We start from the raw sequence: 18,081 nt of genomic DNA, 5'->3' as shown, positions 1-18,081 counted from the left end.
AGATGAAATTTAAAAAACTACTTATAATAATAGGCGTTTTTTCTTTTTTGCTGGCACTTGTGATTATAAAAAGTTTCTGCCACAAAATTCAATCTGTCAAGGCCAGCCGGGAAGAGCCGTCAATTGCTTTAGTGAATAGTAATATGAATGTTTCTGTTTCTAAGATAATAATTTATAATGGCAGCGACGAAAAGAATAAGGTTATTATCTCCAAGAATAATGAGGGGCAATGGGTTTTGGAGAGCCGGTTTGGCCTAAGAGCCAGGAAAGAAGCGGTGGATAATTTCTTAGGCAACCTGAATAATACAAAAGGAGAAGTGCGAGCTGAATCAAAGGATGTATTCAACGATTTTCAGATTCAGGATAATGAGTCAGCCCATTTAATTCTAGCGGGAGCCGATGGCAAGCCCCTGACGCATCTGGTTATAAGTTTTAAAAAGCCAGATGGGAACCAGAATTTTATACGGGAGTTTAACTCGGAGAAGATTTTGTTAACTAACCGGAATATTTTAAACAGCATGGGCTTTTTTGGTAAGGCAGCCAAATGTGACGAAAATAATTTTGCCAATTATAAAATATTTAATTTTGACGTAAATTCCGTAAATAAGATTGAATTTACGGATTCCAGAAAGCATTCCTTGGTTTTAACAAAAACGGAAGCAACTGACAAAAATCCTTCTGCTTATTGGAATTCTGTGCCGGTTAATCCAAAATCGCTTCTTGATTCGGCTAAGGTGGAGAAGTATTTGCAAAGTATAGCTGCCTTTTACTCTCAGGACATACTGGATCCTGCGCTTAGCGTCTATGGCTTTGAGAAACCCTACGCGGTGTTAAAGCTCAGGCTGATTAAAGGAGGTAAGACAGAAGAAATCAGGCTTGAAGTTGGTAACTACCTAAAAGAAAAGCATTGTTATTATGTTAAGATTATGCCCCAAAATCAGGTATTTATTGTTTCGGATTCCCTCGTTAATTCGCTTAATCACGACAAATCATATTTCTCTGCAAAAGCAGATAAAGCCAAAAAGAAGTAAATATTTATCGGCTACTCTTTAGTATGATCGTAGAAAAATACCGCTGGAGTAACAGCGATCCGCCGTAGGCGGAGAGCGCCATAGGGGCAGAGCCCTTTGGGGAGGAGTGGTAACGACGACTGGTTCGATCCAGCCAGGCGCATTTATTTTATATGTTTTATTTTAATTTGTTGTATAATATTAACTCAAGCCATAAAAATCCAGGTATCTTTTAATGTTTTTATAGGAGGTATTACGATGAAAAGGTATTTTTATTTATTTGTTATTTTGATATCTATATTTGTTATTTGTGGCTGTCAGAGTAATAAAACTAGAGTAGCCGAGGGAGCCGGTATCGGAGGCACCGTTGGAGCAATCGCAGGAGGGATTCTTGGTTATCAGAGCGGTCATCCCTTGCAAGGTGCTGCCATAGGCGGCGCAGTAGGCGCAGGAACAGGGGCAATAGTCGGTGCGCAGATTAATAAACCGACTACAAACACTCAAAATCCTACAGCTTCTACGCAAATTACCATGCAGCAGATAGTTGACTGGACTAAGCAAGGCATATCAAGCGATGAAATTATAGCTAAAATCAAAGCCGTAAATCCTAAATATTCTTTAACCGTAGATGACATAGATTACCTAAAGAAACAAGGCGTCAGCCAGCGAGTTATCGAAACAATGCAGGCATATAAGTAAATTCCGGGCCATTAGCTCTCCGCCACTGAAGCGTTGGCGGATTCGTTAATGGGCGGTAAAGACCTAAATTTTAGGGCCATTAGCTCAATTGGCAGAGCAGGACACTCTTAATGTCAAGGTCGTAGGTTCGACTCCTACATGGCCCATTTTATCCTACCTAAAAACCCGATGAAGAACTACGAAGTATTAGAACATACTGCGGATATCGGAATCAGGGTTAAAGCTTCGTCTCTGGATAATTTATTCAGAAGCGCAGGGCTTGCTATAACTGATATTTCCATAGAGAAACAAAAAACTTTACTCCCAGAAAAACATAAAATCGTAATCACACAAAAGGCAGATAACATCGCCAAGATCGAAGAGCATAAGGTTAATGGTATTGAGAAAAAACTTTGTGTACATCGTAAAGGTGCCACTTGCGCTTTCGGGTTGCATGATCCGGTTATACCGCAAAGGTAAAGGTATAGGGAGATCGGTCAACCTGTGATTATTTCGAAAGATATGAGGAGGAGTTCATATTTGCTGGTTGGTGGTACGCAGAGAGCGATGGAGGGAACTTTTGGCAGTACTTATCATGGCGCAGGGAGGCTAAAATCACGCACTGCCTCAGCTAGTTCTACTAGTGCAGATATATTATTGAAAGAATTAAGGTTCAAGGGTATAATAATTAAGGCCTCCGGATGAAAAACTGTCATAGAAGAAGCGCCGTCGGCTTATAAATATGTGAATGAGGTAGTGGATGTGGTGTATAACGCGGGAATCGGAAAGCGTGTCTGCCGGATGCGGCCGCTTGGCGTTGTGAAGGGATGGTTAAACGTTATGGTTAAGGAAATATGGTAAAGAGAATAAAAATAACTAAATCTTTTCCTATTGTCGGTATTGGAGCTTCTGCTGGAGGGCTGGAAGCATTTCAGGAATTGCTCAAAAATCTTTCAGCTAAACCGCAGATGGCATTTGTATTTATAATGCATTTAGCACCGGAACATAAAAGCATGCTGACAGAATTATTGGCCAGATTAACAAAAATACCGGTAAAAGAAATAAAAAATGGCATGTTCATTGAAATAAACCATCTTTATGTGATACCTCCAAATGCCAATATTTCTATATCAGGTGGAAAACTGATGCTTAGTAGAAGAGCGGATAGAGATTTTAAGCATATGCCTATAGATTATTTTTTCCGTTCGTTGGCTGAAGACAAAGGGAATAAGAGTATTGGAGTTATTCTGTCAGGAACAGCAACAGACGGTACGTTGGGATCTGAAGCTATAAAGTCCGCAGAAGGTATTGTTCTTGCTCAGGATGAAAAATCTGCAAAGTACTTCGATATGCCCAGAAGCGCCATTAATGCCAAGTGTGTGGATTTTATTTCTTCGCCTAAGAAAATTGCCGCTGAACTGGAGCGCATGGCAAGGCATCCTTATCTGTCGCATACCTGGCCTGTAAAAACAGAAGAATCACTTATAATAAAAGACGAAGGTTTGGATAGTGTTTTTAATCTATTACACTTAGTCAAAGGTTTGGATTTTACTTATTATAAAGCTCCTACCATTAGCAGGCGTGTATCGCGGCGGATGATTTTAGTAAGAATAGAAAAACTTAAAGAATATATAAAATTTTTGCGTAAGCATAAAGATGAAGTAGAAAAGCTTTATGAAGACTTATTGATAAATGTTAGCAGTTTTTTCCGAGATCCGAAAGCTTTCCATACATTGGAAAAATTGGTGATACCTGCAATTATTAAAAATAAGACAAAAGATCAGAGTATCAGGGTATGGGTTCCAGGATGTTCCACAGGTGAAGAAGCTTATTCTATTGCTATGTGCTTTATTGAGGCGATGGGTGATAGAATTAACAGGTTTCCCATACGGATTTTTGCTACTGATGTGAACGAAAGCGGTATTAATAAGGCTAGATGTGGCATTTACGGAAAGAGCATAGAAAATAATGTTACGCCCCAACGGTTAAAAAAGTTTTTTATAAAAACAGGTAATTTTTATAAAGTTTCAAAACAGTTAAGAGAGGTGTGCATTTTTTCCAAGCAGAATGTGTTTAGTGACCCGCCTTTTTCCAATTTAGACTTGATAAGTTGCCGTAACCTGCTTATATATTTTCAACCGTTTTTACAGAAAAAGGTGTTTTATAATTTTCATTACGGCTTAAGGCCGGGCGGGTTTCTCTTTTTGGGAAATTCAGAATCCGCAGGCGGTTATGCGAATCTCTTTAAAATATTGGACAGGAAACAGAGAATTTTTGTAAAAAAATACCTGTTAGCAAGCCCTGAGCCTGAATTAGATCGTAGTTATCATCCGTCAGATAAATTAGGAATTAAATTAAAACCAGATATTAAGAAGAGTAAGAAAATTGATATTGAAAATATTGTAGAGCAAGTTGTGCTTAGGGAATACGTCCCTTGCGGAGCGTTGATAGATAATGATATGGAAGTTATATCATTTCGTGGGCACACCGGACGTTATCTTGAGTCAGCTGCAGGCAAACCAAGTCTTAATATATTCAAATTGGCACGGGAGGGGTTATTTTTTCCTCTGCACTCGGCGATACAGGAAGCTAAGAAAACAAAACATACAGTTAAAAGAGAGGCGCAGGAAGTCAGGTTGGGAAGCCGTAAGGCAAGGGTTAATATTACTGTTGTTCCGGTGAAATTGGAAGCCTTGAAAGAAAAGTTATTTTTGGTGCTCTTTGATGAGATTGGTAGGCCAATTGGAGGAAAGAGTTTGGTAAAAGTGAACAAGGATTTATCTTTAAAGTCAAAATCCATTAAAAGCGATAGATATATCAACGGCCTCCAAAAAGAACTTGCTGAAACAAAAGAATATCTCCAGACAATCATCGAGGAGCAAGAGAGCGCCAATGAAGAAGTCAAAACAGCCAATGAGGAGATATTATCAAGTAATGAAGAATTGCAGAGTACTAATGAAGAGTTAGAGACTGCCAAAGAAGAGCTGCAATCTTCTAATGAAGAATTAATTACTTCTAATGAGGAATTGCAAAGACGCAATAAGGAAGTTTCTCTTTTGAATAATGATTTAGTCAATTTACTCAATAGTATCAATATGCCGGTAATAATGATGGGGGTAGATTTTGTTGTGCGTAGGATAACCCCTCAATCGGAGAAGGCGCTTAATATAACTCCAGCTGATATCGGCAGGCCGATAAGCAGCATTAAACTTAATTTTGATATACCGGAGTTTAAAAAAATACTTGTTGAGGTAATAGAATCTCTGCATCCCAAGGAATTTGAAATAGCAGATAAAAGAGGGAACTGGTATTCAGTATATATCAAGCCATACCGCACTTTAGATGACAAGATTGACGGAGTGGTGGTGATCTTTGTGAATATTACCGAACGTAAAAAAGCAGAGCAAATTATTGAGGAAGCCCGTATATATGCCGAAAATATTATAGAATCAATGGTAGAGCCTTTGATAGTGCTGGGGGATGATTTAAAATTAATCTCAGCCAATAAGTCTTTCTATCAGGTTTTCAAAATTAACGCTAAAGAGGCTCAAGGCCAGCCTATTTATCATTTAGATAACCGGCAGTGGGATATCCCAGCCTTACGGCATCTCTTAGAAAATATTCTTCCTAATAAAGGTAGCATTGAAAATTTCGAAGTGAAACATAATTTTAAGACAATTGGATCCAGAACGATGTTTTTAAATGTCCGGCGACTAAGCAATATACATAGGATTATTATTACTATTGATGATATTACTGAGCGCAGGCGGCTTGAGAATGAATTAGCACAGGCAAATGAGAGAGAGTATAGAACGCTTATTGAAAACCTTCCACAAAAAGTATTTTTGAAAGACAAGAATTCAGTTTACGTATCTTGTAATGGTAATTATGCCCGTGACCTAAGGATTAAACCTGAGGAGATTGTCGGAAAAACAGATTTTGATTTTTTCCCTACATATTTGGCTGAAAAATACAGGGCTGACGATAAGAAAGTAATGGAGTCAGGAAAAACAGAAAATATTGAAGAGGAGTTTGTGTTTATAAACGATTTTCTTGGAGATTCTCAAAAGAGTGTTGTTAATACGGTTAAGGTGCCTGTGCAAGATAAAACTGGTAATATCGTGGGAATATTCGGTTTGTACTGGGATATTACTGAGCGTAAGCGCGCAGAGGAAAAGCTGCATACCTCCCAACAAATGTTTGAAAGTATTGTTAATGGGATTACAGATGGCGTGTTGCTTCTTGCTGTAGATCTTAAGGTTATTTGGTCCAATAATGCTAGTCTTGAGCATTTCGGTTTAACAAGGGAAGAAGTTCAAGGCCAGCATTGCTATAATATTATTCATAGGCAGCAAAGGCGCTGTCAATCCTCTGCTAATTATGAATGTCCTATTAGGGATGTTTTGAAGAAAGGTAATTCTAAAACCGTAATTCATGCGCACATCAATAAAAATGGAGAGCCGTCTTTTATTGAAGTTACCGTTTTTCCCATTAAAAATAAGGATGGAGAGGTTGTTCAATTGCTTCACTTTCAAAGGGATATTACTGAGCGTAAGCGCAATGAGGATGAATTAAGGCGTATTGAGGATTTAAAAACTTTTACAGAGATGAGGTTACATTTTACCTCTATGGTTTCTCATGAACTCAGAAGCCCGCTGGGAGTAATTAAAGAAGGTATAAATCTTGTTTTAGAAGGATTAGTAGGGGATGTTAATAGCGAGCAGAAGGATTTATTAGGTACTGCCAAAAGGAATGTTGATAGATTAAGCCGCTTGATCAATAATGTCCTGGATTTTCAGAAGATAGAAATGGGCAGAGTAAAGTTTGATATTTCCCAGAATGATATTAAAGAGGTTGTGTTGGAAACTATTAATGCCATGGGTGTTTTAGTAAAAGAGAAGAATTTGGATTTAATAATAGAGGCCGATGATAATATACCCAGAATAGGGTTTGATAGAGATAGGATTGTCCAGGTAGTTACTAATTTGTTAAATAACGCTATAGCATCTACTGACAAAGGTAAGATTGTTGTCAGTATAAAACAGGAAACTAATGTTGTACATGTGATGGTGCAGGATACCGGCTTAGGAATTAAGGATGAAGATATGAAGAAGCTTTTTTGGCTTTTGAACAATTAGGGGTTGGTGGAGAGAGGAAGAAGGGCGGAACAGGTTTGGGCTTAGCTATCTCAAAAGAGATTATTCTAGGGCATAATGGAAAAATATGGGCAGAGTCAGAAGTAGGTAAAGGATCTGCCTTCCATTTTACTTTACCAATTAAGGAGCGCAGGGGTTAGGATGTTTTTATCTTAGAGACCGGTAGGTGACTAGCGGGGGAGGGACAAAATGAATAGTATTAATTCCACAGGAAAAATACTGATTATAGATGATGAGGGAGATATTTTAAAGCTAGCCAAGACTAGGCTTGAAGCAAATGGATATAAGGTTATAACGCTAGACAGTGGGGAAAATGCAGTAGAAATTGCAAAAAACGAGAAACCAAATATCATTCTCTTGGATATTGTAATGCCAGGTAAAGATGGTTATGATGTTTGTAAAGAATTAAAAGCCGATCAAATTACCTGTAAAATACCGGTAATTATATTTACCGCGCAATATCCGCAGGAAGAGTATGTTAAGATAAAATCAGTAGCAACCCGTGCGGATGATTACATATTGAAACCTTTTGAAAGCCAAGAACTTATTTCCAAGATTAAGCTTTTGATAAAATAGTTCCGCAAGTTTAAGCCCTCCTAATATCGTAGATATCTTATTGAAAGAATTGGAATCTAAAGGTATAATATGAATACTTTTGGTTTTTACGGGTATATTAAAGGATAAAATGCTAGATATAAGATTTATAAGAGAAAATCAGGATTCGGTCAAACAGGCAATTAATAACCGCGCCTTAAAAATTGATATTGATGAGGTTATCAAAATTGATGATGTGCGCCGCAAGGCATTGGCTGAATTTGAGGAGTTAGCTGCCAAGCGTAATCAAGCTAATGATGAGATAGGTATTCTGCTTAAAGAAAAAAAAGACGCCAAGAGTAAAATTTCATCGATGAAAGAGATTTCAAAGCGTATCGGTGAGCTAGAGGTTCAGATAAAAGATAAAGAAATAGAATTAAATAAACTACTTTTAAATATTCCTAATGTCCCACATGCATCTTTACCCATAGGAGATGCTTCACAAAATAAGATTGTACGCAGTTGGGGGGAACCTAAAAAATTTAACTTTAAGCCTCTTAGCCATATCGAGCTTTGCCAAAATCTGGATATTGTGGATTTTAACCGCGCGACTAAAATTACCGGATCAAATTTCATTCTTTTTAAGGGCTGGGGGGCAAAACTCGAGCGTGCATTGATTAATTTTATGCTTGATTTGCATACTGATAAGCATAGCTATACTGAGATTTTTCCTCCGTTTTTAGTTAACCGCGCCTCCATGCTTGGTACTGGGCAATTGCCGAAATTAGAAGAGGATATGTATAAATTAAATGATGATGATCTTTTTCTTATTCCTACCGCGGAGGTTCCTGTAACCAATATATTCCGTGATGAGATATTGGATGAGGAGAAACTGCCAATTTATTATACTGCTTATACGGCATGTTTTAGAAGAGAGGCAGGTTCTTATGGAAAAGATACTAAAGGATTAAATCGCGTGCATGAATTTGATAAAGTTGAGATGGTTAAATTTGTTAAGCCTGAAGATTCTTATGCGGAGCTGGAAAAATTAGTAGCCAATGCCGAAGAAGTCTTGCAACTTTTGGAATTACCTTATCGAGTGGCAATGCTGGCTACAGAGGATTTAAGTTTTTCCGCCAGTAAATGTTACGATTTGGAGGCTCACGCCGCCGGAGCGGACAAATGGCTTGAGGTTTCCAGCTGCAGTAATTTCGAAAGTTTTCAGGCGCGCCGGGCCAATATAAAATTCCGCCGTAAAGAAAGCAGAAAAGTGGAATTTGTGCACACCTTAAACGGCTCAGGCGTTGCCTTGGCGCGCACGGTGATTGCGATATTAGAAAATTATCAACAGGAGGACGGCTCGGTTTTAGTCCCTAAAATCCTACAGCCGTATTTAAATGGCCAAAAAAGAATTTCCTGATAAGTTTCCGTTAAAAGGAAAAGAAGATTTTGCGCATCATGATTTTGGCGGCGGTGGGCTTTCCGGGGATTTTTCCAGCAAGATATCCGCTTTATCCAGCAAGCTTTTCGGGGTAGTTAAGGTTATTTTAGCGGTGCTTATCCTGCCGTTTGTTTATTCATCTATTATATCTTTCCTGAATGAATTTACGCAAATCGATACGCGCCTGCAGCAGATTTTTTGTAACGGGGTAATTACTTTTCTGGCGATCTATCTGTTTATTTGGGAGCCGGGGTGGATTTATAATAAAGGGCATAAACTTTTAGAGGTTATGTTTAGTTTTTTTAAGCCAATGGTCAATGTCGCGCCATTTCTTTTGCCCATATATACAATCCTGTTTTTTATTATCTATGGTTTGTTATCGATTGGAATTAAATCGAGCTGGTTGATTGAATATACGCTATTTTTAGTAGGCTTTAGCACTATTCTGCATTTAACTTTTGCAGCTAAGACGATTCGTTCTAAAAAAGGCGATTTTTTAAAATCTAATTATATTTTTGGTTTTTCCTTTATTTTGATTTTAAACATTACGTTGCTTGCTTTTGGCCTTAGCTTTATTTTTGCCAAGTTTTCATTTGTTAATTTCTGCAATATCTCCTTTAATATAGCCAGGGATATATTTTACACTGTTTTTAAACAGCTTTTTTTGTTTAAATAATTGTAATACTTGGAGAGGTCACATAGTGGTTGAGTGTACCGGTCTTGAAAACCGGAAGGGGACTTGTCCTCTCGCGAGTTCGAATCTCGCCCTCTCCGTTTATTTTTTAACTATATAGGTGATATGGCAGAGCAGATTAAAAATAAAAGGGTAAAATTCCCTAAAGGTAAGCAGAAGCTATTTATTGCGAGTGTTAATAAGAGATTAAACTTGCGGCAGGATGAATTAGCTAAAATTTTTGATATTAATAGGCGGACTTTAAGCGGTTGGTGTAGAGAAAAATCTACTATGAGTTATAAAGCTCTTTTAGATTTGCATGCAAATTATAATATACCAATTCCAGATGGAATTAATATCTTGCCTCAATTTTGGTATGTTAATAGAGCGGCTAGACTTGGGGCATTAATGAGAAATAAGCTTTATGGGAATTTTGGTACACCTGAAGGCAGAAAGAAGGGTGGTTTTGCTACGATAAGGAAATTTACGCGTAGTCCTGAGCTAGCTAAGAAATCAGGGTTAAGAATTATTAAAAATATAAAATGCCCTAAAAGGGGCTTGCAATTAGCTGAATTTGTGGGTATAGTATTGGGCGATGGAGGTTTAACAAATTATCAGCTGAAGATTACTTTTAATCGAGATACAGACGCTGAACACGCGGATTTTATGAAAGAGTTGATTAAGAAACTCTTTAAATTAACTCCAAAAATAATTTCAAAAAAGCTAGATAAAGGAAGTGATATCGTAGTTTATAGTAAAAACTTGGTAGAGTTTTTAGAGAGTAATGGATTAAAGAGGGGAAATAAAGTTAAAAATGAGGTAGATATTCCCTTTTGGATAAAACAAAACAATGATTTTCAATTATCTTGTTTGCGTGGGCTGATGGATACTGATGGCTCTGGTTATGTCTACGCGCATAGTATTAATAAAAAGCGATATCATAATTTTGCCTTGTGTTTTACGAATGCCTCTGGACCTTTACTCAGAAGTGTTTATACTATTCTTGATAAAAATGGTTATCATCCCTGTATGACTGAAAGACGTGTTTATGTATATGGGAAGAATGAAATCGAAAAATATTTTCAAAAAGTAGGCACGCATAATAGCAAACATTTGCATAAATATCAGAAATTTGTTGATTGTGGGGTTTGATCAGAAAAATAGATATTTTGAGATTAAAAATGGAAGGATGGCTGAGTGGTCGAAAGCGATCGCCTCGAAAGCGATTAGACAGCAATGTCTCGCAGGTTCAAATCCTGCTCCTTCCGTAGGTTTCGTTTAAAGTAATTTTTATAGGGCTAGAAATAATTTGGAGGGGTCGCGTAGTGGTCGAGCGCGCGTGTTTGGAAAACACGTAACCCGTAAGGGTTCCAGGGTTCGAATCCCTGCCTCTCCGCCAGTGATACCAATTCGAACCTTTTCTCTCCTCATCTAGGAGAGCGAGGGTTCGAATTTTTGTATGTGCGACGTAGTAAGGTTTAAAATCCTTCTCTTCGCCTTGGAATAGCTTATAAAAATCATTTTCTTTACTTGATACCGCTTCCAATGTAATTGGGCCTAGAAGTTCTTTAAGAGCAAGAGCAGAGGAGACGGTATTTTTGTTTAAAGTTTCCGTAAGCTTCTCTAGCCGGTAAGTAATCCATTCTTTGGGGGGTGCTTTAAAAGTACTTTCCTTTTGGTATTGCAAAGCATTGACTTCGGCCTGAAGTTCATCAGTTCTTTTTTCAGCCTCCTGTATAGCATCAGAAACAGCTTTAGAGAAATTACCCATTTTAACGAAATTAAGATAATTCCGGAGTTCTTGTTTAATTTTGTCGAGTTCCGCTTCACGTTTCTTCACTAATTCCGGAATCCTGTTTAGACCTATCGCAGCAAATTTTTCCACATTTTTATAAATGTATTCAAGGTTATCAGATGTTAAAATCCGGTTTTTTAAATCAGTGATAATGGTTTCCTCAATGCGCTTACGTGGGACTGTTAGTGTATTAGTGCAGGTTTTTCTTTTACCATTATAGCAACCATAATAACCCGTTCCTTTGCCGCTTAAGAGAACAATAGCTCCGCCGCACACTTTGCACTTCATAAGACCGGAAAATAGATGGGTAGGGCTTGTATGAACGTAGCTTTTTTGTTGGTAGTATGCTTTGCGTTTCTTACTGACCGGCCAGGTGCCTTTTAATTCAAGCCAACGTTTTTGAGCTTTAGTCCAAGTTTCTTTATCGATTATTATCAGATCTTCGCGAAATATCGGGATATGTTCTTTCGCAGGGCGGGGGATCGATTTCTTTTTGCCTGTCATAGGATCGCGGACGTTTTTACTTTTCCTCCAGTTCCAAATCCCGGTATATTTTTCATTTTTTAAAATCCTTGAAACAGTTGATATATTCCAGCCTCCGCGCATATTCCTTTTGGTAGGGATTTTATTTTCATTAAGCCCGGTTGCTATCTTGTGTATGCTTTTGCCTTCAACAAATTCTTTAAATATCCGTTTCACAATTTCAGTTTCTTCGGGATTTACTTTATGTATCATGCCTTCGTATTTAGCTTGGCCTTTCCTGTTAAGTTTTAATTCTCCAACTGGTTTTGTACAATAGCCATAAACATTCTCTCCCGCACTAAAACCGCGCAATTTCTGTCCCTCTAGACCTCGGGATGTCTTTTTTCTGAGATCGTCCAAATACAACTCATTTATTAATCCGCGAATCTGAATTCCTAGCTTTGAGTTCTCATCATCTGTAGAAATACCGTCAGCCACAGAAACGATCTTCACTTGAAAGTAATTAAACTTAAGCACCAAGGTTAGCATCTGATGATTGCTTCTAGATAGCCTTGAAAGATCATCAACAAGAACCGCTTCAATCTCTTTATTTTCAACGGCTTTTTCTAAGGCTTGCAATCCAGGTCGATTAAGTAGAGACCCGGATTTTGCCTCATCTACATAAATTTGACTATCTTCAACCACAAGTCCATGGTCTTTGGCGTAGTTTCTGCATACCCTTACTTGATCATCGATACTCTTTTCGCTTTGATTTTCAGAAGAATACCGTGAATATATTGCAGCTTTCATACCTTTTTTCCTTTAATATTAAAGAGATAAGGATTTGTTTGTGCAACATTGATATATTCTTGAGCAATAATGTTAGCAATAACATCGAGAAGTTGTTTGATGGAAGAGGAATCTTTCCATCCCAAGCTTATCATTTGGCTACATGCAGCCTTATTTTCTTCTATGGTAAGTTTATTCATAAAATTGTTGCCCTATTCCCAAAAAGGGATATAATAGCCCTATATGGTATAAATCCTAAAATTTACTCTATGACTAAATTATACCTTAAGAGGTATAATTTGTCAAGGTCTTATTTTATCATAGGAGGAATTCAATGGATGCTAAGAAACTTGGCAAAAAGATTAAGTTGGCACGTGTAGAGTTTGATTTTACCCAAACAGATCTTGCCAAAAGGATTAAAGCTAAACAAAAGAGTATTTCTAGGTATGAAAATGGAGTTTCGCTGCCTTCTCTGGATACTTTGGTAAAGATCGCCAAAGTTCTTAAGAAGTCTTCCGCATATTTTCTTGATGAATAAGCAAATCTGGTAGTAGAAGAGAGAGTAAGAAAATGCCCAATCCTGTTGAAGAGCGCATAAAGAAATGGAAAGATAAATTAGTTGACCTATCTAAGCGAAATAGATTATTAAGCTTTCGCCCCACCAAAGTAACTACCATAAAGATAATTAATGAATTACCTTCTGAAGTTTTAAATACTCTTGCCGTTCAAAATGAGGGGATGGAATTTCTTCCCCTGACCTTAGAAGAAGGAGAGTTATTTAAAGAAGATGGCGAAAAGGAGAAGGTAGAATCTTCGGTAGAATTCCAAGCGTATAAAAAAGAAGAACTTGAAGAAAGACATAAAGATAAATATTTACAAACTAACTTAACTAAAGATAAACTTCCCAAAAATTTATTTCGTATTTACTCTAAAGCCAATTCTGTCATGGAGGAGCAAGGTTATAATGTTTTATTTTTATCACTTGGTTGTTTAGAGTGGTACGAATCAGATGAGTCTGATGTTAAGTTGAAAGCACCAATTATTCTGGTGCCAGTTGAATTAACTCGTACTTCCGTAAAAAGCAAGTTTAAATTAAACTTCCATGAAGAAGAAACCTTAATCTTGAATCCGGCATTGATTTTAAAATTACAGAACGATTTCAATATTACTATAGATCCGATTGATGAAGAATTAGAGAATCTAGATACGCAGGTGATATTCTCGCAGATTCAAGCAGCGATAAAGCAAGAAAGTCGCTGGCGCGTAACAAATGAAATATACCTTACTTTATTTTCCTTTGCAAAGTTCGTTATGTACAAAGATATCTCTAAATTTCTATCAATGTTATTAAATAATTCTATTATCCGTATGATTTGTGGCCAACCTTTAGAGCAAAATGTTTCTTTGGGCTTATATTTGGAAGAGAAAGAGCTAGATAAGGTATTGGATCCGCATAAAACTTTTCAGATACTAGATGCTGATTCAAGCCAGCAACAAGCCATTGAAGCGGTAAAAGAAGGAAAAAATCTAGTAATAGAGGGTCCACCAGGTACAGGAAAATCTCAAACAATAGCCAATATAATATCAGAGTTTCTAGCCAATGGTAAGAAAGTACTTTTCGTAAGTCAAAAGATGGCTGCTCTAGAAGTCGTGAAAAAGCGACTTGATAATAATGGTCTTGGTGATTTTTGTCTAGAATTACATAGCAGGAAAGCAAATAAGAATGAGATTATAAAAGAATTGGTTAGAGTTCTAGAAATGCAGAAAAAACCAGATCATTCGCATGATGAAGAGATTGCCAAATTGGAGAAAATAAGAGCGGAGCTCAATAATTATGCTAGAGATATCCACGCGACTTTTGGTGATTTAGAGATGACACCGTTTCAGGCGTTTGGGATTATAAATAGTCGTCCTGTAATAAAGGATATTTCTTTTGTATTTAATGAAGTCAAGCAATGGAATAGAAGAAAATACGAAACATCCTATGAGTTAATGGGTAGCTTAGCAGACAACTTGTTGAAAATTGGAGATCCGCTCGCGCACCCCTGGCATGGCTCTTCTTTGACTAGTATTTACTATCAAGACAAATTGAAACTAACAGAGTTAATGGGGGCGATTATTAGTAACAATTCTACCATAAGCAATCTTGTCAAAAAGCTGCAAGAGCTCACATTCTTTAAGGAACCATTATCTATTATGGATATTGAAGTCCTGATTGAAGCAAATAAACTTCTACAAAAATCACCTAGTGTTACAAAATCTATATTAATAAATGAGCATTGGAATTCAGTTTCGTTTGAAGTGGAAGAATTAATAAAGACAGTTAAGTTTTTTAAGGAATTCAAGGCCGGTATGCAAGTTAGATATAACATTGAGAATATTATTTCAGATAACTTAGATGTTGCTACGCTTATTAACAATTATTGCCGTTATTCTAAAAATCCATTTTTGTTTTTTACTAGCTCGTTTTGGAAAAATCGTAATTTATTAAGACACTATATAGTAGATGTTAAATATAAGCCACTTATAACAGACATTATTGCTGATTTAGGCAAAATAAGAGAAGGAAAACAGGCATTCGAAAAGATAACCAATAATCTGCATTTTGGCCAAGAATTATTTGGAGACCTTTGGATGGGAATCGATTCGGATTGGGAGAGTTTAGATAGCTTTTCAAAATGGATAGTTAATTTCCGCTACTATGTTGTTAAGAAATATTTCGTTGAAGCAGTTTTTGAAGGTGTTTCTCAGAAAATAGGAGAGAAGGAGGCGATGATTTCTCTTGTAGATAGCCTATCCTCCTCACTAACAAAGCTAAAAAATGATATCAGCGCATTCATTAATTCCGCTAAACTTAATGGAGAGTTTGTTCCCGGGGCTAAGTTTGAGGAATCCCCGCTTAGTGAAATAATTAAAAATATTTCGCTTATGGAAGATAACATTGACCGCGTAGAAGAATGGACAAGATACCAAGAGGTTCTTAAGGAATCTGACGACAAAGGGTTAAAAGATTTTGTGAATAAATTACTGACATTGAAAATTCCTCCTGAAAATTTCTTAGATACCTTAAAATGCCAATTTTTACGATGTTGGCTAGATGCAGCTTTTTCGGAAAGGTTCGCATTAAAGAAATTTAATGGTGTGGATCATGAAAAATTAATTCAAAAATTCTGTGAGCTTGATAGAAAACTAATAGAGTTAGCAAAAGTAAGAATTCAACATATGCTTTCTGGCAAATTAGATACAACTTATACCCCATCTTATACGCCATCTAAAGGATCCGAGCTGGGTATTCTATTGAGGGAAGCTAGAAAAACAAGAGCTCATATGCCGATTAGAAAACTTTTTGAACAGGCGCCCAATGTCATAGTAAATTTAAAACCTTGTTTAATGATGAGTCCTTTGACAGTTGCGCAGTTTTTAAATCCAGAATTAATTAAATTTGATCTAGTAATTTTTGACGAGGCGAGTCAGATACCTCCCGAAGATAGCGTTGGTTCAATTCTACGAGGAAAACAAATAGTTATAGCAGGAGATAGCAAACAATTACCGCCTACTACTTTTTTCCAATCAGAAGTAGTTACTCCAGAAGACGAAGATGGTGTTTCTGAAGAAACATTGCCGCCGGACTTGGATAGCATACTTGATGAGTGTGCTGTTAGTGGGATTCCGAAAACTATGTTACGGTGGCATTATCGTAGTAAGCATGAATCATTAATTGCTTTTTCAAATAAACATTTTTATAGTAATAATCTTTTTACTTTTCCTTGCGCGGAAGAAGGATGCAGTAGCTTAGGTATAAAATTTCATTATTTTCCGAATGCTGCTTACGATAGAGGTGGTAGTGGGACAAATATTGAGGAAGCGAGAGAAGTAGCAAAAGCCATTTTTAAGCATTTTAAAGATAACCCTGAACTAAGCCTCGGAGTTGGCACGTTTAGTATTAGGCAAAAATATGCGATTGAAGATGTGTTAGAAGAGATGCTACGGGAAGATAGTTCTCTTGAGGTATTCTTTGCGAAAGATAAACCAGAGCACTTTTTTGTAAAAAACTTAGAGACTATCCAGGGAGACGAGAGAGATATAATATTTCTAAGCGTTGGATATGGAAAAGATCAAAGAGGAAAATTGCCGATGAATTTTGGACCTATCAACCAAGTCGGGGGGACGCGTAGATTGAATGTATTAGTAACCCGAGCTAGAAAACGACTAGATATATTTAGTTCTATTAAGGGAGATGATTTTGATTTGTCCAAAACTGACAGCGAAGGAGTTCATTTACTTAAGAATTATTTAGATTTTGCAGAGAAAGGAAAATCTGCTTTGTTACGAGAAACCGATGTTGGAGGGTTTGCTGAGTCGCCATTTGAAGAGTCAGTTTTCGACTTGTTAGTGAATAAAGGGTTTAAAGTAAGTAAGCAAGTAGGTTGTTCTGGGTTTAGAATTGATTTGGCTGTGGTTGATGAATCTAATCCGGGAAAGTATCTATTGGGAATAGAATGCGATGGAGCTTATTATCATTCTTCTTCTACTGCAAGAGATAGGGATAGATTGAGGCAACAAGTTTTAGAAGATTTAAACTGGAATATATACCGGATTTGGTCTACAGATTGGTTTAAAAATCCGCGTTTAGAATTAGAGAAATTAATTAATACAATTGAAAAATCAAAAGGTGGAGAGTTTTCTAAAAAAAAACTAAATTCTAACTTTAACTATGAAATCCAATATAAAAATCACAGTTCAAGGGGAAGTGGTATACAAGTTAAGAGCTATTCTTTAACGCCAATCTATAAAACTTTACCATCTAAGAGTTTCTATTTCGCTGATATACCAGAGATTTGTTCTGTATTTAAGAAAGTGGTTGAGCATGAAGGGCCTATACATAAAGACGAGGTGGAAAGAAGAGTAGTGCAACATTGGGGAATACGTGCAGTGGGGAATAGAATACGGGAGATTCTTAAAGAAGCAGAACAGATTAGCGTGAAAGAGAAAATGGTAAAAAGGCGGGGTGATTTTTATTGGTCAATAGGTATGGACAAACCCATAGTGAGAAGAAGAATTTCAGTAGATATTAATAAAAACATAGAATTAATTGCTCCTGAGGAAATAGGAGAAACAGCTTTAATTGCCTTAGGAAAAGAATATAGTATGCCGAAAGATAGCCTAATTGAACAGACCGCTAATTTGTTGGGTTTCGAGAGAGTGACTGAAGAGATTAGTAAATATGTCGGGGAAGCTATCAAGCAATACAAAAAAGATCATAAAATTATTGAGATAAATGATAGGTTAGCTCTGGCTAAATAACAACTGTTTCCAATTATTGGAGAATAGAAACTGTCTCCTAATTTAATCTTAAGAAATAAATATGACACGTCCATTTAAATCAGAATTAGTATTACGGGAGCAAATAGCAGAGAGTACTCTTAAAGCCTATCATGTGGGTTTTGATCAGAATAGATTTAGGCTTATCCCTTTGGTAGAAGTGATAAGAAAAGTAATCCCTGAATTTGCGCTTGGATATCATATGGTCACAAGTACTCCAA

Annotated in this window: 12 protein-coding genes, 4 tRNA genes and 1 pseudogene; 16 read left to right on the top strand and 1 reads right to left on the bottom strand. The window is 36.9% G+C overall.

What is annotated here, in order from left to right; all coding sequences use genetic code 11:
* Window positions 1–2 precede the first annotated feature (2 nt).
* The 14 genes and pseudogenes from PHC29_07050 (at window position 3) to PHC29_06985 (ending at window position 10,891) form a co-directional block, all read left to right on the top strand.
* Window positions 3–1,031, top strand: coding sequence for a DUF4340 domain-containing protein (locus tag PHC29_07050; GenBank protein ID MDD5109238.1), 1,029 nt, complete (start codon window positions 3–5; stop codon window positions 1,029–1,031).
* 237 nt (window positions 1,032–1,268) lie between these two features.
* A complete protein-coding gene (locus PHC29_07045) occupies window positions 1,269–1,709 on the top strand; it encodes a DegV family protein (GenBank protein ID MDD5109237.1) in 441 nt (146 codons plus the stop codon).
* A 73-nt stretch (window positions 1,710–1,782) separates the two neighbouring features.
* A tRNA-Lys gene (locus PHC29_07040) sits at window positions 1,783–1,855 on the top strand.
* A 22-nt stretch (window positions 1,856–1,877) separates the two neighbouring features.
* A complete protein-coding gene (locus PHC29_07035) occupies window positions 1,878–2,168 on the top strand; it encodes an archease (GenBank protein MDD5109236.1) in 291 nt (96 codons plus the stop codon).
* 24 nt (window positions 2,169–2,192) lie between these two features.
* Window positions 2,193–2,549 (top strand): annotated as a pseudogene (locus PHC29_07030) (RtcB family protein).
* A complete protein-coding gene (locus PHC29_07025; GenBank protein ID MDD5109235.1) occupies window positions 2,543–6,826 on the top strand; it encodes a chemotaxis protein CheB in 4,284 nt (1,427 codons plus the stop codon). The pseudogene PHC29_07030 and the gene PHC29_07025 overlap by 7 nt, the downstream one beginning before the upstream one ends.
* Window positions 6,808–6,984: an ATP-binding protein gene (locus tag PHC29_07020; protein ID MDD5109234.1), complete on the top strand. Its 177-nt coding sequence runs from the start codon at window positions 6,808–6,810 to the stop codon at window positions 6,982–6,984. The genes PHC29_07025 and PHC29_07020 overlap by 19 nt, the downstream gene beginning before the upstream one ends.
* A 49-nt stretch (window positions 6,985–7,033) precedes the next feature.
* On the top strand, window positions 7,034–7,420 hold the full coding sequence (locus PHC29_07015; GenBank protein MDD5109233.1) for a response regulator: 387 nt from the start codon (window positions 7,034–7,036) through the stop codon (window positions 7,418–7,420).
* A gap of 109 nt (window positions 7,421–7,529) precedes the next feature.
* Window positions 7,530–8,798: a serine--tRNA ligase gene (gene serS / locus PHC29_07010; protein ID MDD5109232.1), complete on the top strand. Its 1,269-nt coding sequence runs from the start codon at window positions 7,530–7,532 to the stop codon at window positions 8,796–8,798.
* Window positions 8,776–9,495, top strand: a complete 720-nt coding sequence (locus PHC29_07005) for a hypothetical protein (GenBank protein MDD5109231.1) — start codon at window positions 8,776–8,778, stop codon at window positions 9,493–9,495. Before serS ends, PHC29_07005 begins: the two co-directional genes overlap by 23 nt.
* Before the next feature lie 11 nt (window positions 9,496–9,506).
* Window positions 9,507–9,593 (top strand) — tRNA-Ser (locus PHC29_07000).
* Between the two features lie 25 nt (window positions 9,594–9,618).
* The gene (locus PHC29_06995) at window positions 9,619–10,644 is read left to right on the top strand and encodes an LAGLIDADG family homing endonuclease (protein ID MDD5109230.1); all 1,026 of its coding nucleotides are present in this window, start codon (window positions 9,619–9,621) and stop codon (window positions 10,642–10,644) included.
* Window positions 10,645–10,675: 31 nt separating this feature from the next.
* A tRNA-Ser gene (locus PHC29_06990) sits at window positions 10,676–10,760 on the top strand.
* 43 nt (window positions 10,761–10,803) lie between these two features.
* Window positions 10,804–10,891 (top strand) — tRNA-Ser (locus PHC29_06985).
* Between the two features lie 1,664 nt (window positions 10,892–12,555).
* Here PHC29_06985 and PHC29_06980 read toward each other — a convergent pair.
* Entirely contained in the window at window positions 12,556–12,738 is a 183-nt protein-coding gene (locus tag PHC29_06980) for a hypothetical protein (GenBank protein ID MDD5109229.1), read from the bottom strand.
* A gap of 134 nt (window positions 12,739–12,872) precedes the next feature.
* On the opposite strand from PHC29_06980, the gene PHC29_06975 reads away from it, so the two are divergent.
* Both PHC29_06975 and PHC29_06970 read left to right on the top strand, forming a co-directional pair.
* A complete protein-coding gene (locus PHC29_06975; GenBank protein MDD5109228.1) occupies window positions 12,873–13,076 on the top strand; it encodes a helix-turn-helix transcriptional regulator in 204 nt (67 codons plus the stop codon).
* Between the two features lie 32 nt (window positions 13,077–13,108).
* Entirely contained in the window at window positions 13,109–17,842 is a 4,734-nt protein-coding gene (locus tag PHC29_06970; GenBank protein ID MDD5109227.1) for a DUF3320 domain-containing protein, read from the top strand.
* Window positions 17,843–18,081 lie beyond the last annotated feature (239 nt).

This window comes from Candidatus Omnitrophota bacterium (assembly GCA_028712255.1).
In the GTDB taxonomy this organism is placed as follows: domain Bacteria; phylum Omnitrophota; class Gorgyraeia; order Gygaellales; family Profunditerraquicolaceae; genus UBA6249.
Note: the sequence above shows the minus strand (reverse complement) of the source record. Positions and strands in the feature narration are given on the sequence as shown.

Excerpts from the sequence above, each read along its gene's own strand:
- PHC29_07050 (MDD5109238.1), top strand. The coding sequence starts at position 3 with ATGAAATTTAAAAAACTACTTATAATAATAGGCGTTTTTTCTTTTTTG.
- PHC29_07045 (MDD5109237.1), top strand. The coding sequence starts at position 1,269 with ATGAAAAGGTATTTTTATTTATTTGTTATTTTGATATCTATATTTGTT.
- PHC29_07035 (MDD5109236.1), top strand. The coding sequence starts at position 1,878 with ATGAAGAACTACGAAGTATTAGAACATACTGCGGATATCGGAATCAGG.
- PHC29_07025 (MDD5109235.1), top strand. The coding sequence starts at position 2,543 with ATGGTAAAGAGAATAAAAATAACTAAATCTTTTCCTATTGTCGGTATT.
- PHC29_07015 (MDD5109233.1), top strand. The coding sequence starts at position 7,034 with ATGAATAGTATTAATTCCACAGGAAAAATACTGATTATAGATGATGAG.
- serS (MDD5109232.1), top strand. The coding sequence starts at position 7,530 with ATGCTAGATATAAGATTTATAAGAGAAAATCAGGATTCGGTCAAACAG.
- PHC29_07005 (MDD5109231.1), top strand. The coding sequence starts at position 8,776 with ATGGCCAAAAAAGAATTTCCTGATAAGTTTCCGTTAAAAGGAAAAGAA.
- PHC29_06995 (MDD5109230.1), top strand. The coding sequence starts at position 9,619 with ATGGCAGAGCAGATTAAAAATAAAAGGGTAAAATTCCCTAAAGGTAAG.
- PHC29_06980 (MDD5109229.1), bottom strand. The coding sequence starts at position 12,738 with ATGAATAAACTTACCATAGAAGAAAATAAGGCTGCATGTAGCCAAATG.
- PHC29_06975 (MDD5109228.1), top strand. The coding sequence starts at position 12,873 with ATGGATGCTAAGAAACTTGGCAAAAAGATTAAGTTGGCACGTGTAGAG.
- PHC29_06970 (MDD5109227.1), top strand. The coding sequence starts at position 13,109 with ATGCCCAATCCTGTTGAAGAGCGCATAAAGAAATGGAAAGATAAATTA.